At 61.1% G+C, this 15411-nt stretch carries 12 protein-coding genes and 1 pseudogene; 7 read left to right on the top strand and 6 right to left on the bottom strand.

The annotated features are described in order from the left end of the window. Positions 1-42: 42 nt before the first annotated feature. Entirely contained in the window at positions 43-1554 is a 1512-nt protein-coding gene (gene pap, locus J3P94_RS08715; RefSeq protein WP_434572699.1) for a polyphosphate:AMP phosphotransferase, read from the bottom strand. Between the two features lie 150 nt (positions 1555-1704). Here pap and mnmC point away from each other — a divergent pair, with 150 nt between their 5' ends. After that, positions 1705-3687 (top strand): bifunctional tRNA (5-methylaminomethyl-2-thiouridine)(34)-methyltransferase MnmD/FAD-dependent 5-carboxymethylaminomethyl-2-thiouridine(34) oxidoreductase MnmC, encoded by a 1983-nt coding sequence (gene mnmC / locus J3P94_RS08710; protein WP_434572697.1) that lies wholly within the window; start codon positions 1705-1707, stop codon positions 3685-3687. 53 nt (positions 3688-3740) lie between these two features. On the opposite strand, the gene J3P94_RS08705 is transcribed toward mnmC, so the two are convergent. Beyond that, complete coding sequence (locus J3P94_RS08705; protein ID WP_434572695.1) at positions 3741-5078, bottom strand: O-antigen ligase family protein; 1338 nt, start codon at positions 5076-5078, stop codon at positions 3741-3743. Between the two features lie 354 nt (positions 5079-5432). On the opposite strand from J3P94_RS08705, the pseudogene J3P94_RS08700 reads away from it, so the two are divergent. The 5 genes and pseudogenes from J3P94_RS08700 to J3P94_RS08680 all read left to right on the top strand — a co-directional run. Continuing rightward, a pseudogene (locus J3P94_RS08700) lies at positions 5433-5822 on the top strand (site-specific integrase); the annotation flags it as partial. Between the two features lie 36 nt (positions 5823-5858). Further along, positions 5859-7631, top strand: a complete 1773-nt coding sequence (locus J3P94_RS08695) for an N-acetylglutaminylglutamine amidotransferase (protein WP_434572693.1) — start codon at positions 5859-5861, stop codon at positions 7629-7631. A 3-nt stretch (positions 7632-7634) separates the two neighbouring features. Continuing rightward, positions 7635-9380: an N-acetylglutaminylglutamine synthetase gene (gene ngg, locus J3P94_RS08690; RefSeq protein ID WP_434572691.1), complete on the top strand. Its 1746-nt coding sequence runs from the start codon at positions 7635-7637 to the stop codon at positions 9378-9380. A gap of 85 nt (positions 9381-9465) precedes the next feature. Then, entirely contained in the window at positions 9466-10656 is a 1191-nt protein-coding gene (locus J3P94_RS08685; protein WP_434572690.1) for an osmoprotectant NAGGN system M42 family peptidase, read from the top strand. A 181-nt stretch (positions 10657-10837) separates the two neighbouring features. Next, positions 10838-11065, top strand: a complete 228-nt coding sequence (locus J3P94_RS08680) for a YheU family protein (protein ID WP_305499664.1) — start codon at positions 10838-10840, stop codon at positions 11063-11065. On the opposite strand, the gene csrA is transcribed toward J3P94_RS08680, so the two are convergent. From csrA to J3P94_RS08665, 3 genes are all read right to left on the bottom strand, one after another. Further along, positions 11062-11253 carry a carbon storage regulator CsrA gene (gene csrA / locus J3P94_RS08675; protein ID WP_434572688.1) on the bottom strand — a complete coding sequence of 64 codons (192 nt, stop codon included), beginning with the start codon at positions 11251-11253 and terminating at the stop codon, positions 11062-11064. The two genes, J3P94_RS08680 and csrA, sit on opposite strands and share 4 nt — an antisense overlap. 146 nt (positions 11254-11399) lie before the next feature. Next, a complete protein-coding gene (locus tag J3P94_RS08670; RefSeq protein WP_434572686.1) occupies positions 11400-11732 on the bottom strand; it encodes a YnfA family protein in 333 nt (110 codons plus the stop codon). Between the two features lie 63 nt (positions 11733-11795). Then, positions 11796-12605 carry an SDR family oxidoreductase gene (locus J3P94_RS08665; RefSeq protein WP_434572684.1) on the bottom strand — a complete coding sequence of 270 codons (810 nt, stop codon included), beginning with the start codon at positions 12603-12605 and terminating at the stop codon, positions 11796-11798. Positions 12606-12987: 382 nt separating this feature from the next. Between J3P94_RS08665 and J3P94_RS08660 the strand changes: the two genes are divergently transcribed. Next, entirely contained in the window at positions 12988-13140 is a 153-nt protein-coding gene (locus J3P94_RS08660; RefSeq protein WP_018606531.1) for a DUF3309 family protein, read from the top strand. A gap of 56 nt (positions 13141-13196) precedes the next feature. Here J3P94_RS08660 and J3P94_RS08655 read toward each other — a convergent pair whose 3' ends face one another. After that, on the bottom strand, positions 13197-15290 hold the full coding sequence (locus J3P94_RS08655; protein WP_434572682.1) for an LTA synthase family protein: 2094 nt from the start codon (positions 15288-15290) through the stop codon (positions 13197-13199). Positions 15291-15411 lie beyond the last annotated feature (121 nt).

The raw sequence follows: 15411 nt of genomic DNA, 5'->3' as shown, positions 1-15411 counted from the left end.
GAACGCGACAATCATTCACCCCGCGTATGCGCCGCCATCGGCCTATTTCTTTTTGCGCGCCTGCCTGGCGGAACGTTCGAACGCGGCCTCCAGCGCGTCGTTGAGGGTACGCAATACCTTGACCCGGGCCCAACGCTTGTCGTTGGCTTCCACCAGGGTCCACGGCGATATCTCGGTGCTGGTGCGATCGACCATGTCGCAGACCGCCGACCGATAGGCATCCCACTTGTCACGGTTGCGCCAATCATCCTCGGTGATCTTGAACCGCTTGAACGGAATTTCCTCGCGTTCCTGGAAGCGCTCCAGTTGGGTCTCCTTGTCAATGGCCAGCCAGAACTTCACCACCACCACGCCGGCATCGGCCAGTTGTTCTTCGAAGTCGTTGATTTCACCGTAGGCTCGCAGCCAGTCGGCACGGCTGCAAAAACCTTCGACCCGCTCCACCAATACCCGCCCGTACCAGGAGCGGTCGAACATGGTGAACTTGCCCCGCGCCGGAATGTGTCGCCAGAAACGCCACATGTAGGGGTGGGCGCGCTCTTCCTCGGTGGGCGCGGCAATCGGCACGATGCTGTACTGACGCGGGTCGAGCGCCGCCGCGACCCGGCGGATCGCCCCGCCCTTGCCGGCCGCGTCGTTACCTTCGAACACCGCCACCAAGGCGTGCCGGCGCATGCGTTTGTCCCGCAGCAGCCCGGCGAAGCGGGCCTGCTCGGTGATCAACTGCTCCTCATAATCGGCCTTGTCCAGGCGCAGCGTCATGTCGAGGCTGTCGAGCAAGGTCACTTGGTCGTCCAGTGCCGGCAATGCTGCCACGTTGACTTTTTCCGGGCTGATCTTCGGTCGGTCCAGGGCCTGGCGCAGGCCTTCGAGCAAAATCTGCCCGACCGCGAGGCTGCGATAACAGGCATCCACGCCTTCGATCACATGCCAGGGCGCATAGTCGCGACTGGTGCGGCGCAACACGCGCTCGCCGTATTTGACGAACTTGTCGTAGGTCTGGGACTGCTGCCAGTCCAAGGGGCTGATCCGCCAACTGTGCAGCGGGTCGTCCTTGAGACTTTTCAGGCGGGCCTTCATCTGTTTCTTGGAGAGGTGGAACCAGAATTTGAAGATCAGCGCACCCTCATCGCAGAGCATCTTCTCCAGACGCTCGGCGCCGTTGATCGCCTGATCGAGCCGTGGATCCTTGAACTCGCCATGCACCCGCCCCTGGAGCATCTGGCTGTACCAGTTGCCAAAAAAGATTCCCATCCGTCCCTTCGCCGGCAGCATCCGCCAATAGCGCCAGGCCGGTGGCCGCGCCAGTTCCTCGTCGGTCTGCTGGTCGAAGGTGCGCACCTCGATCAGCCGCGGATCCATCCACTCGTTGAGCAATTTAACCGTCTCGCCCTTGCCCGCGCCTTCGATGCCGTTGATCAGGATAATGACCGGGAAGCGGCCTTGCTGATGCAACTCGTACTGAGCTTCGAGCAATGCTTCACGCAATGCCGGTACCTCGGCGTCATAGGTTTCTTTGTCGACGACGTGACCGATTTCAGCGGATTCGAACATGGACAGCTCCTTCCAGGAATGGGGCAAGACTAGCGGATTGGATACGCCGCTGCGCAGCAGATTCCCTTCAGACGTGCCCACGCTTGCCCTGGATCAGGCATTGCCGCGCTGATCGGCTAGAATGGCGACCTTGTTTTGACCGAGCCAGCCATGACGCCCATCCAGCACCACGCCCAACTCGACTGGGATGACCAGGGTCGCCCCCGCTCCCGGGTATTCGGCGACGTGTATTTCTCCGACCAGTCGGGCCTGGAGGAAACCCGCTACGTGTTCCTTGCGCAGAACAACCTGGCCGAGCGTTTCGCCGCGCTGGCGGAGCACGGACAACTGGTGATCGGCGAAACCGGATTTGGCACCGGGCTGAATTTTCTCTGCGCCTGGCAGCTGTTCGAAGAATGCGCACCGACCGGTGCGCGCTTGCATTTTGTCAGCGTCGAAAAATTTCCCCTGTGCCCCGAGGATCTGCGTCGAGCCCTTGCCCTGTGGCCGGAGCTCAAGTGCCAGGCTGATCAATTACTTGAGCAGTACGTCGCGATTCACCAGGGTTTCCAGCGCATGACCCTGGCGGGCGGGCGAGTGACATTGACCCTGTTGATTGGCGATGCACTGGAGCAACTGCCGCAGCTGGACGGACAGATCGACGCCTGGTTCCTTGACGGTTTTGCCCCGGCGAAAAACCCGGATATGTGGACCGCCGAGCTGTTCGCCGAACTGGCGCGGCTGGCAGCGCCCGGCGCCACCCTCAGCACCTTTACCAGCACCGGTTGGGTGCGCAGGCTGCTCAATGCGGCGGGCTTCAAGATGAAGCGCACCCCGGGCATCGGCCACAAGTGGGAAATTCTCCGTGGGGTATTTCTCGGCTGGCCGGACCAGGTGCCCAAACCCGCCCCAGCCAAGCCCTGGTATGCCCGCCCCGCCCCGCCGGCTGGCGAACGCCATGCGCTGGTGATCGGCGGCGGCCTGGCCGGTTGCGCCAGCGCGGCGAGTCTCGCGGCTCGCGGCTGGCGAGTGACCTTGCTGGAGCGTCACGCCGGGTTGGCCGAGGAAGCGTCCGGCAACCCCCAGGGCGTGCTGTACCTCAAGTTGTCGGCCCACGGCACGGCGTTGTCGCAGATGATCCTCAGCGGTTTCGGCTACACCCGGCGCTTGCTCGAAAACTTGCAACGGGGCCTCGACTGGGACGGATGCGGAGTCTTGCAGTTGGCCTTCAACGAGAAGGAAGGCCAACGCCAGCGCCAACTGGCCGAGGCGTTTCCAGCGGGCCTGCTGCGAATTGTCGATCGCGCCGAAGCCGCGGCGCAGTCCGGCATCGGCCTGGCCTGTGGCGGCCTGCTCTATCCCGAAGGCGGCTGGGTACACCCGCCAGCCCTGTGCCGCTGGCACGCCTCGGCTGCTGCGATTACCGTGCAGCCACATCGCGAAGTGCTTGAACTGCGACGTGTCGACGGCCAATGGCAGGCTTGGGACGGCCAACGTTGCCTGGCCAGCGCCCCGGTGGCAATCCTCGCCAGCGCTGCCGAGATCAAACACTTCGAACCGGCGGCCGAGTTACCCCTCAAGCGCATTCGCGGGCAGATCACGCGGCTGGCGCAAACCATCCGCAGCCAAAGCCTGGCGACAGTGGTCTGCGCCGAAGGCTACGTGGCGCCACCGCGAATGGGCGAGCACACCCTGGGCGCCAGTTTCGATTTTCACAGCGATGACCTGACCCCCACCGCCGCCGAGCACGCCGGCAACCTGCAGATGCTCGAAGAAATCTCCCACGATCTGGTGGACCGCCTGAACGCCGACACCCTCGATCCGCAGCGCCTGGAAGGCCGCGCGGCGTTCCGTTGCACCAGCCCGGATTACCTGCCGATTGTCGGACCGCTGGCTGACAGCCGGGCGTTCGTCGAAACCTACGCGGCCCTGGGCAAGGATGCGCGCCAAGTGCCGAACACACCGTGCCCCTGGCTCGACGGCCTGTACGTCAACAGCGGGCACGGCTCCCGAGGCCTGATCACCGCGCCGCTGTCGGGCGAACTGATCGCCGCCTGGCTGGACAACGAACCGCTGCCACTGCCGCGAAGCGTCGCCGAGGCCTGCCACCCGAACCGGTTTGCCTTGCGGGCGGTGATTCGGGGCAAGGTCTGATATCGATTGACGATGGCCATCAACCGACCAAAAAATTGGAACCCGACTGAAGATTATGTGATTGCTTGAATCACCGCGGCTCTATTCTTCAAGCCACCCAACAGACCAAACAGGAAAAAGGCCAACGCACCAGCGCTCGGAACGATCAGAATGTCCCAGGCCAACGCCATCGGGCCAAAGGCCATTAGGACGGCGGCCCAGGCAAAGAAGCGTTCCGCTGAACCTTCAGTTGCCTTGGTACCGATGACCGCTGCCCTCAGATTGAGCAGGATCATTGCAATAAACGGAATAAAGAAAATTACCCCCCCCTTCCAAAGCAGGGTCAAGTAATAGACGTGGGTGGAACTGTTCGCCTTTAGACCTTTCGATTGTTCGTTGGCCGAATCTCCATATCGCCCGTAGCTTCCAAAGCCATTGCCGATAACCGGGCTCACAGAAACTTCCTTGAGGCCAGCGACTATTAATTCGATGCGGCCGGTAGCGAATTGATCGGCCTGCTTTTCCCATTCCTTTGGTGCACTTTTACCTTCTTTTACTGCTGGAGCCTCATCACCTGAGAAGGCTTCAATGGAAGTCACCAATCGGCTTTCGCTTATGCCTCTGAAGTAACTAACAGCAAACGCCATCAAGATCGCAAGTATAGCTACGCCACAGACGCGCCGGGCACCTGCATGACGCCATGCATAAACGACTATCGTTCCCAGGATCCATGCCAGTAGAACTTGTGCGCTACGCGAATCGCTGCCAATGATAAGAAAGGAGGCACAGAACAGCGCGATCCAGAATAACGCCAGCATAGGCTTACTAGCCTTGCCGGCGATAAAAGCCCCGCAAAGCACCATTGCCTGCAAACAGATAAGGTGCGCGAGGCTCAACACGCCAAATGATGCGAATACCGGCAAGCCGAAGAATTCCGCATTCATCGCGGCGAGTCCAAGTGGACCAATATATATACGAACGGCTTGATCAAGCATAAAAATCCGAACCGTAACAACGATCAGAAATAATGCCGAAAATACCGACAACCAATAGAATGCCTTATCGACACCGTGTTTCTTGGATACGTATTTCCCAAGAAAAAGAAATGACGGGGCAAACATGATGAGGACCAGGGACAATATATGCCTGACCAACTCGCCATCAGGCAACAATGTGTTAGCTACGAAAATTGAAACAAGCCCCAGCGTCATTGCTGACATATAGGCAACCGTTGTTCGCCCAAAGCTCTTTAGAAACGCCATACCGATAAGGGGAGCCAGCAAAAACGCCGGATTTATGTCGTACCCCATGAGAGAAAATAAAACTATCGGCAGCGAAATTGCGGCTGCAACAGTAGGCACCAGCGCTTCGCCATGGCTGTTTATTCGTGTGGACTCTTGTACAGCAGACATACTAACCCTTCCTGGATCTAAAATCGTCTTGAGGAGCCGAACCGCTACCGATCAAGCTGTATCGGCACGCTTCAGCTCGCTAGCAATTGACGGAGAGTGGCAGGATACGCTAACGCGAATTGTTTCTCTAGATTTCAGCCATTGCACTGTAGCAAATCAGTCACATGTCCTATGCGCCAATCATCATGCTCCGCCCATGAATCAGTCGCGCTGGCCGAGGCGCAGCGCCTCACGGCGTCTACGGGCCATCGACGCTTACCTTCCCCACCGCAGTACGGCCCGAGGCCGCACTGTCTTGTAGCGGCCTAAACCTGGAGTGGAACCAAGGCATGCCAAGACGAAAGCATTCTGTAAGTTTTATTGAACGATCCGGGGTTAGGAGTACTCGAAAAAACCAGACCTTAACGGCGTAACGATCCGATATCGTTCGCGCCGGAATGATCGGGAGATGGCCGAAGCGATTCACCCGATCCGAAACAGGTCCCAAACGCTACTGGCTGAGCGCGCTGCGGAAGTTAGGAATTCGGCATCGCAGAATGTATGACACGCGCCATATGTACGCCACGATGTGTTTGATGTCCGGCATGGATCCATGCATTCATCGCCGCCCGGCTCGGGCACAGCGTGCAAGTACTGCTTTCCGCCTACGCCAAGTGGATCACTTCCCGAAAGTGACTGGCAGAGCTGGATAATCTGGACCGAGTGGGAAGTGGTACGAAAACGGTACGAGAGAATCACCAGTAGCGACACACATGCCGAAATACAAAGGGTTCACACCACATGTGCGGATTAGCTGGAGAGTTACGTTTCGATCAACAACCTGCGGACCTTGCGGCCGTAGAGCGCATCACCCATCACCTGGCCCCTCGCGGCCCTGACGCGTGGGGCTTTCATAGCCAGGGGCCGATCGCCCTCGGCCACCGGCGCCTGAAAATCATGGACCTGTCCGATGGTTCGGCCCAGCCGATGATCGACAATCAACTGGGCCTGTCCCTGGCATTCAACGGCGCGATCTACAACTACCCGGAACTGCGCAGCGAACTCGAAGGCCTGGGCTACACCTTCTACTCTGGCGGCGACACCGAAGTGTTGCTCAAGGGTTATCACGCCTGGGGCGAAGCCCTGCTGCCCAAACTCAATGGCATGTTCGCCTTCGCCATCTGGGAACGCGACGCCAAGCGGCTGTTCATTGCTCGCGACCGTCTCGGCGTCAAGCCGCTGTACCTGTCGCGTACCGGCCAGCGCCTGCGCTTTGCCTCGGCGTTGCCGGCCCTGCTCAAGGGTGGCGACATCAATCCGGTGCTTGACCCGATCGCCCTCAATCATTACTTGAATTTCCACGCGGTCGTCCCGGCGCCACGCACCTTGTTGGCGGGCATTGAAAAACTGCCACCGGCGACCTGGATGCGCATCGAAGCGGACGGTCGCACCGAACAGAAAACCTGGTGGACGCTGCCCTATGGCCCACGGGCCGATGAACAGAACCTCAACCTGGAAGACTGGATCGATCGCGTGCTCGACAGCACCCGCGAAGCCGTCGCCATTCGCCAGCGCGCCGCCGTCGACGTGGGCGTGCTGCTCTCGGGCGGTGTCGATTCGAGCATGCTCGTCGGCCTGTTGCGTGAAGTGGGCGTGGAAGACCTGTCCACCTTCTCCATCGGCTTCCAGGACGCCGGCGGCGAGCGCGGTGACGAGTTCCAGTATTCGGACCTGATCGCCAAGCACTACGGCACCCGCCATCATCAGTTGCGCATCGATGAGAAAGAAATCATCGAACAACTGCCGGCTGCGTTTCGCGCCATGAGCGAGCCGATGGTCAGCCACGACTGCATCGCCTTTTACCTGTTGTCGCGGGAAGTCGCCAAGCACTGCAAGGTGGTGCAAAGCGGCCAGGGTGCCGACGAACTGTTCGCCGGTTACCACTGGTATCCGCAGGTGGACGGCGCCAGCGACCCGTACGCCGCCTATCGCGCGGCATTCTTCGACCGCAGCTATGAAGAATATGCCGCGACCGTGCAGCCTGAATGGCTGACGGCCAACGACGCCGCCGGTGACTTCGTCAAGGAGCACTTCGCCCAGCCGGGCGCCGATGCGGCCGTCGACAAGGCCCTGCGCCTGGACAGCACCGTGATGCTGGTGGACGACCCGGTCAAGCGCGTCGACAACATGACCATGGCCTGGGGCCTGGAAGCGCGCACGCCATTCCTCGACTACCGGCTGGTGGAGCTTTCCGCACGGGTGCCGGCGAAATTCAAGCTGCCCGATGGCGGCAAGCAGGTGCTCAAGGAAGCGGCCCGCCGGGTTATCCCCAGCGAGGTCATCGACCGCAAGAAAGGCTACTTCCCGGTCCCAGGGCTCAAGCATCTGGAAGGCAATACCCTGGCCTGGGTTCGCGAACTGCTGCTGGACCCGAGCCAGGATCGCGGCTTGTTCAACCCGACCATGCTCGACCGTTTGCTGACCGACCCCAACGGCCAGCTCACGCCTTTGCGCGGCTCGCGGTTATGGCAATTGGCGGCGCTGAACCTGTGGCTCAGCGAGCAAGGAATCTGACTGATGAAACCCCACCCGACCCTTCACAACCAACGTCTTTTGCGCGGCCAACCACCGTCCTACGAACGCTTGCAGGCGCGCCTGGCCGAAGATGGCAGCGAACTGGGCGCCGCTCCGATCGCTGTGCATTGCGGCTGGGGCCGCTTGCTAATCGGCCATACCTTTCCGGACCCGGCGACCCTGGCCCAGGAGCTGCTCAACGAGCAACCCGGCGAGCGCGACATTGCCTTGTATGTCGCCGCGCCCCAGCAAGTGCTGGGGCTGGAACCTGCGCACCTGTTCCTGGACCCGTCGGATACCCTGCGCCTGTGGTTCAGCGATTATCGCCAAGCCACGCGAGTGTTTCGCGGCTTCCGGATCCGCCGGGCCCAGAGCGACAGCGATTGGCAAGCCATCAATCAGCTCTACCAGGCTCGCGGCATGCTGCCCATTGATCCCGAGCGCCTGACCCCGCGTCACCAGGGCGGCCCGGTGTACTGGCTGGCCGAAGACGACGACACCGGCGCGGTGATCGGCAGCGTCATGGGCCTCAACCACCAGAAAGCGTTCAACGACCCGGAAAACGGCAGCAGCCTCTGGTGCCTGGCGGTGGACCCGCAATGTTCGCGGCCTGGCGTCGGCGAAGTGCTGGTGCGCCATCTCATCGAGCATTTCATGAGCCGTGGCTTGAGCTACCTGGACCTGTCGGTGCTGCACGACAATCGCCTGGCGAAGAATCTCTACGCCAAGCTCGGCTTCCGTAACCTCTCGACCTTCGCCATCAAGCGCAAGAACGGCATCAACCAGCCGTTGTTCCTCGGGCCGGGGCCCGAGGCGCAATTCAACCCGTACGCGCGGATCATCGTCGAGGAAGCACACCGGCGCGGCATCGAAGTTCAGGTCGATGACGCCGAGGCCGGGCTGTTCACCCTGGTGCATGGCAGCCGGCGGGTTCGCTGCCGGGAATCGCTGAGCGACTTGACCAGTGCGATCAGCATGACCCTGTGCCAGAACAAGAGCCTGACCCACAAGGTGCTGAAAAACGCCGGCCTGAACCTGCCGGCGCAACAGCTGGTGGGCAATGCCGACGACAACCTGGCGTTTCTCGATGAACACGAGCGCGTGGTGGTCAAGCCGCTGGACGGCGAACAGGGCCAGGGCGTGGCGGTGGACCTGCGGACCATCGAGGAAGTCCAGAACGCCATCGAAACGGCTCGGCGCTTCGACAGCCGCGTGCTGCTGGAGAGCTTCCACGAAGGGCTCGACTTGCGAATTCTGGTGATCGGTTTTGAAGTCGTGGCGGCGGCGATCCGGCGCCCGGCAGAAGTGATCGGCGACGGCCAGCACACCATTGGCGCGCTGATCGAGGCGCAGAGCCGGCGGCGGCAGGCGGCTACCGGGGGCGAAAGCAAGATCCCGATGGATGCCGAGACCGAGCGAACGCTGAGCGCGGCCGGGTATGACTATGGCAGCGTGCTGCCGGCGGGTGAGCATCTGTTTGTCCGACGCACCGCGAACCTGCATACCGGCGGCGTGCTGGAAGACGTTACCGCGATCCTCCATCCGACCCTGGCCGATGCGGCGGTGCGCGCCGCGCGGGCGCTGGACATCCCGATGGTCGGCCTCGACCTGCTGGTACCGGCGGCCGATCAACCGGAGTACGTGTTCATCGAAGCCAACGAACGCGCCGGCCTAGCCAACCACGAACCGCAACCCACTGCCGAGCGTTTTGTGGACCTGTTGTTTCCCCATAGCCAGGCAGTGGTCTGACTCAAATTCTCTCCGTGGCGAGGGAGGTTGCTTCCTTGCCACTAGGTTCCCCTATGCAAAACTTAACGTTCCGCGAGGAGTTTCCATGATCAGCAAAATTCCCGAACCGGATCTCGCATACCTGCAGAAAGTCCTGTTGGAAATGCTCGCCATTCCCAGCCCGACCGGCTTCACCGATACCATCGTGCGGTACGTTGCCGAGCGACTCGAAGAGCTGGGCATCCCTTTCGAAATGACCCGGCGCGGCACGATCCGCGCCACCCTCAAGGGCCGCAAGAGCAGCCCCGACCGGGCCGTATCGGCTCACCTGGACACCATCGGCGCCTCGGTTCGCGCCATCAAGGACAACGGCCGCCTGACGCTGGCGCCGGTGGGTTGCTGGTCGAGCCGCTTTGCCGAGGGCAGCCGGGTCAGCCTGTTTACCGACACTGGGGTGATCCGTGGCAGCGTGCTGCCGCTGATGGCTTCCGGGCACGCGTTCAACACCGCCGTGGATGAGATGCCCATCAGTTGGGACCACATCGAACTGCGCCTGGACGCCTACTGCGCCACCCGCGCCGATTGCGAAACGTTGGGGGTGGGCATCGGCGACTATGTGGCGTTCGACCCCTTGCCGGAGTTCACCGAAAGCGGCCATATCAGCGCCCGTCACCTGGATGACAAGGCCGGGGTCGCCGCGTTGCTGGCGGCGCTCAAGGCGATTGTCGACAGTGGCGAGGAACTGTTGATCGACTGCCACCCGCTGTTCACCATCACCGAGGAAACCGGCAGCGGCGCGGCGGCCGCGCTGCCTTGGGACGTGAGCGAATTCGTCGGGATAGACATTGCACCGGTCGCGCCAGGCCAGCACTCCAGCGAACACGCCGTGAGCGTGGCGATGCAGGATTCCGGAGGCCCGTACGACTACCACTTGTCGCGACATTTGCTGAAGCTGGCCAAGGAGCACGAACTGCCGGCGCGCCGCGACCTGTTTCGCTATTACTTCAGCGACGCCCATTCGGCGATTACCGCCGGGCACGACATCCGCACCGCCCTGCTCGCCTTCGGCTGCGACGCGACCCATGGCTACGAACGCACCCATATCGACAGCCTGGCCGCGCTGAGCCGCCTGCTCGGTGCCTACATTCTAAGCCCGCCGGTATTTGCCAGCGACGCTCAACCGGCCCAGGGATCACTGGATCGCTTCAGCCATCAGATCGAGCACGATGCGCAGATGGAAAGCGACACCCGCGTGCCGTCGGTGGACAGCCTGATTGGGCAGCGCTCGGATAGCTGAACCAAGCCCTTATCGATTCTTACGATGCTTTCGCGAGCAGGCTCTCTACCGCAAGGTAATTACGCCATCCAGGTGGGAGCGAGCCTGCTCGCGATGAGCCCACATGGTTCTACAGAACTCAGGCTAGCCGCAGCAGCGCATCCACCGTAGCATCCGCTCTATTGTTTTGCGGAGCCCCACCATGCTGATCCCCTACGACCAACTCGAAGTCGATACGCTCACCCGCCTGATCGAGGATTTCGTCACCCGTGACGGTACTGACAATGGCGACGATACCCCGCTGGAAACCCGCGTCCTGCGGGTCCGGCAGGCCCTGACCAAAGGCCAGGCCATGATTGTCTTCGATCCCGAAAGCGAACAATGCCAATTGATGCTCAAGCACGATGTGCCCAGACATCTGTTCGATTAACCGACCTTGCGGTCGGACTCGGCCTTTTTTCTCTGGATCCTGTCGTAGACCTCGGAACGATGAACCTCCACGTGCCGGGGCGCTTCTACGCCAAAGCGCACGGTTCCGCCGCTGATCGACAGCACGCGGACGGAAATTTCATCACCGATGGAAATCAACTCACCTACGGTACGGCTTAATACGAGCATGGTCTTGTCCTTAAGAGTGATTGGACATTGACCATGCACGGCCTGTTTTCCGAGCACAAGATACCGACGGGAATTCAGTAACCCCCTACAAACAACTGTCCGTTGGCTGAAGGAAATGTCCTGCAAAACCACGCCGAAACGGCAGTTTACGGCCCCGAAAAACGTGGACCGAACAGAATCACGCTGGCCCCCACGACACAGAGGGCCACGCCGACCCAGTCGGAACCCAGCGGCCGCACCCGTTCCACTACGGCCAGCCAGCCGATCGAGGCGATGATGTAGATGCCACCGTAGGCGGCGTAGGCGCGACCGGCATAAGTGGCTTCGATGCGCGTCAGCAACAGGGCGAACAACGCAAGGCTTAGCAGTGCCGGCACGATCCACCAGGCACTCTTGCCCTGGCGCAACCACATCCAGAAGGCGTAGCAGCCAGCGATCTCGAACAGCGCGGCGAGAAAAAACCACAGGTAATTGAGCATTGCTATGTCCATCAGGAAGGCACGAATGGCGCCATCCTGAGGACACCCGGCAATCAGGTCAACTCAGCCCTGCCGTGCCTTGGCGCGCATCTTGTCGGCCATGGCGGTCATTTCGTCGTACAGCAGTTGTGGATTTTTCTGTTTGAGGGCCCAGGCCATGCGCCCCTGCTCGTGGGGCAGGATCATGAATTCACCCAGGGCGACATGCTGGTAGATGTAATCGGCAATGTCCGCCGCGCTGATCGGCGAGCTTTCCAGCAGTTTGCCCACTTGGGCCTTCATGGCCGGGGTCGGGCCACGGAACGAGTCCAGCAGGTTGGTCTGGAAGAACGACGGACATACCACATGCACGCCGATTTCCTGCTGGGCCAGCTCGACCAGCAGGCTTTCCGACAGCGCCACGACGCCGGCCTTGGCCACGTTGTAGTTGCTCATGGCAGGCCCCTGCATCAGCGCCGCCATGGAGGCGATGTTGATGATCTTGCCGCGGCTTTTTTCCAGCAGTGGCAGGAACGCCTTGCAGCCCTTGACCACCCCCATCAGGTTGATTGCGATCTGCCAGTCCCAATCCTCCAGCGAGAGCTCGCTGAAGAACCCGCCCGAAGCCACGCCAGCGTTATTGACGATAATATCGATGCCGCCAAGCTTCTCCTCGCAGGCCTGGGCGAATGCGGTGAGCTGGCTGTAGTCGCGCACGTCACAGCGCTGGACGAAACCCTCGCCACCGGCATCGCGCACCAGCCTGAGGGTTTCCTGAAGGCCGGGCTCGCTGACATCGGACAGGGCCAGGTGCCAGCCTTCACGGGCCCAGCGCAGCGCGATTTCGCGGCCCAGGCCGGAGCCGGCACCGGTGATCATCATGCGATTTTGCATAGGGAAACAGCCTTGTTGTTCCGGGAGAGATGCGCCGAGTGTAGCGAAGGACCCGAACAGACCCATGCACCATCAGATTGCTGAATGGCGAGGGCAAACCGTGGAGGGTTTTGATTGCCAACGCTTCCGTGGCGAGGGGATTTATCCCCGTTGTTTGCCTGAGCCAACTGGCCAAAATGGAAGGGGGCCGCTACGCGACCCAACGGGGATAAATCCCCTCGCCACCAAAGGCAGCGTCTGGCATCAATAGACTAACAACAAAAAACATTGAATTTTTTACAGGACGTTACGGTCGGACTTAATAAGCCGCCCGGATTCAACGCATGCGCGCTGGCAGTTGAAAGTTACATCACTCCAGAACTGACCAATAAGGAAATCAACAATGGGCACTATTCTTATCATCATCCTGATCCTCCTGCTGATCGGTGGCCTTCCGGTCTTCCCGCACTCCAGAAGTTGGGGTTATGGCCCGTCCGGTATCATCGGCGTTGTGCTGGTCGTGCTGTTGATCTTGTTGTTACTTGGCAAGATATAAAACACCAAGCGTAAAAAAAGAGGCCTTCGAGGCCTCTTTTTTATACGTCGCGATTATCAGTCCGGCTTGCCGTCAACAACACCGGCGGTGTTATCCAGCAGGCTCTTGGTCGCGGTTTGCAGGAACGCCTCGAGCTTGAGTTTCATCTCTGCGGTGTCAGGTGCGTCCGGGATGATCTCGGCATGCGGATTGGCCCCCAGCTGATAGCGGAACAGCTTCGCTGGCATGGCCTTTTCTTCCGGCAGCACCAGAATCGTGTCGTCGCGAATGATCGCGGTGGTCTGGTCGCTGCCCGACGGCTTGATCACGCCAAACCCGGTGTCGCCTGACGGCAGGTTCAACAGGTCACGGCCCCAGCACTGGTTACGCACCTGCCCGCCGAGCCGTCCCATGATGGTTGGAACGATATCGACCTGGGTGCCCACGGTGTGGCTGCGCTGGCCGAATTTTTCCTGGATACCCGGGCCGATCAGCAACATCGGCACGTTGAAGCGGCCAAGGTCCATTTCGGTGATCTGGCGCTCGTTGCCGAAGCCATGGTCGCCAACCACGACAAACAGGGTTTCCTTGAAGTAAGGCTCCTTGCGCGCCTTCTCGAAGAACTGCCCCAGCGCCCAATCGGAGTAACGCATGGCGGTCAAGTGTTCGTTCAGGCGACCACGGTCCGTGACCGGCTCGACCGGCAACGGCGTCGGCAGTGCGTAAGGCGTGTGGTTGGACAGGGTCTGCAGCAAGGTATAGAACGGCTTGCCGTTCTCGCGCGCCTTGAGCTCGATCAGGCCACGGTCGAACATGTCCTGGTCGGACACGCCCCAGGTCGGGTCGGAGAACACCGGGTTCACATAGTCATTGCGCCCGATGAACGTGGTCATGCCCTGGTTGCTGAAGAAACCCGACTGGTTGTCCCAGGCGAAATCGCCGTTGTAGACATACACATCGTCGTAGTTACGCGCGCTGAGCAGTTGCGGCAGGCCCGAGAGTTTGTGACTGCCTTCCGGTGTCTGCATCAGGTATTCGAAACCCGGCAGGTTCGGGAAACACGCCATGGTGGCGAACATGCCCTGGTGGGTGTGGGTGCCGTTGGAGAAGAAGCGGTCGAACAGCAGGCCTTCCTTGGACAGCTTGTCCAGGTATGGCGTGATGTTACCCGGCGCGCCCAGGGCGCCCACCGAGTGACCGGCCATGCTTTCCATCAGGATCACCACCACGTTCTTGATCGGCAGTGTCTTGTCGGCCGGCGGCGTGTAGTCGCGTCTTACCGCGGCAGTCCCGGCGTCGACGAGCTTGTCGTCGGGCATCACCAGCATGTCGCGCACGGTCTGCTGCGCCAGCGACGACTCGAGGGTGGCCTTCCAGACATTGTCACGGTGTTCGGACATCCGGCTCTTGGCCGCCGCCACCAGCGAAAGCGTACCGTTGAGGCCCAACTGGTTGGCGAAGTTCGAATCGGTGGTATAGACGTCGCCCCAACGCAGGGGCGGGCCTTGGCGCAAGGTGCCACGGGCGGCGGCGACGGCCACCACCAGGCAGACCAGGAACACCGCGACGCGGCCATACCACGGGGCGATCTGGCGGGTGCCGATGGTGCCGCCACTGAACGGCCCGCGTGGCCGGGTAGCGCGATCTGCCCCCTTGAAGGCCAGGGCCAGTATCAGCGTGCCGCCGGCCCAGGCCAGCAGGTAGCGCACCACCGGGAAACCGTACCAGAGCATGCTCATGACGGTTTTCGGGTCTTCCTGCACATATTGGAAGACCAGGCCGTTGAGGCGCTGGTGGAACTCGCGGTAGAAGTCCATTTCCATCAAGCCGAGAAACAGCGCGATGCTGGACGTGACGGTCAGCCAGAAACGAAAGAATCCACGTGCCGCCATCGCCCGTGCGCTGAACAGGGCCAGCAGCAGCGGGATGCACAGGTAGACCACCAGGCGCAGGTCGAAACGCAGGCCGTTGGCGAACGCTTCGACGAAGGTAGAGGCCGGTGTATCAAGGATCATCTCGCGGTTGTAGACCAGCAGCGCAACGCGCAGCAGGCTCAGCATGACCATCATCACCAACGCACAGAGCAACGTGTAGGCCAGGTGCGATTTGACGGTCGGTTGCAGCAGGCGATGCGTGGTGCGCTGCTGACTCAGGGCGTCCGGGATTGCCATGTCGTTTGAGGACCTATTGGAGTTGGAGTGACAAATAGAACAACGGCGCGCCCTCTGTTGGCCAGATATCAGGCCCGGGGCTTGCGCAAGTGCGCGAATGTCGCACGAACGGCGATGGCAT

The sequence above is a fragment of the Pseudomonas sp. Z3-8 genome (genome assembly GCF_051131975.1).
Taxonomy (GTDB): domain Bacteria; phylum Pseudomonadota; class Gammaproteobacteria; order Pseudomonadales; family Pseudomonadaceae; genus Aquipseudomonas.
The sequence above is the reverse complement of the archived record's forward strand: the minus strand, read 5'-3'. Positions and strand labels throughout refer to the sequence as shown.

Bases quoted from the DNA above. Each gene is read 5' to 3' on its own strand.
- csrA (WP_434572688.1), bottom strand. From the start codon at position 11,253: ATGCTCGTATTAAGCCGTACCGTAGGTGAGTTGATTTCCATCGGTGAT.
- J3P94_RS08685 (WP_434572690.1), top strand. From the start codon at position 9,466: ATGATCAGCAAAATTCCCGAACCGGATCTCGCATACCTGCAGAAAGTC.
- J3P94_RS08695 (WP_434572693.1), top strand. From the start codon at position 5,859: ATGTGCGGATTAGCTGGAGAGTTACGTTTCGATCAACAACCTGCGGAC.
- J3P94_RS08680 (WP_305499664.1), top strand. From the start codon at position 10,838: ATGCTGATCCCCTACGACCAACTCGAAGTCGATACGCTCACCCGCCTG.
- ngg (WP_434572691.1), top strand. From the start codon at position 7,635: ATGAAACCCCACCCGACCCTTCACAACCAACGTCTTTTGCGCGGCCAA.
- pap (WP_434572699.1), bottom strand. From the start codon at position 1,554: ATGTTCGAATCCGCTGAAATCGGTCACGTCGTCGACAAAGAAACCTAT.
- J3P94_RS08705 (WP_434572695.1), bottom strand. From the start codon at position 5,078: ATGTCTGCTGTACAAGAGTCCACACGAATAAACAGCCATGGCGAAGCG.
- J3P94_RS08665 (WP_434572684.1), bottom strand. From the start codon at position 12,605: ATGCAAAATCGCATGATGATCACCGGTGCCGGCTCCGGCCTGGGCCGC.
- J3P94_RS08660 (WP_018606531.1), top strand. From the start codon at position 12,988: ATGGGCACTATTCTTATCATCATCCTGATCCTCCTGCTGATCGGTGGC.
- J3P94_RS08655 (WP_434572682.1), bottom strand. From the start codon at position 15,290: ATGGCAATCCCGGACGCCCTGAGTCAGCAGCGCACCACGCATCGCCTG.
- J3P94_RS08670 (WP_434572686.1), bottom strand. From the start codon at position 11,732: ATGCTCAATTACCTGTGGTTTTTTCTCGCCGCGCTGTTCGAGATCGCT.
- mnmC (WP_434572697.1), top strand. From the start codon at position 1,705: ATGACGCCCATCCAGCACCACGCCCAACTCGACTGGGATGACCAGGGT.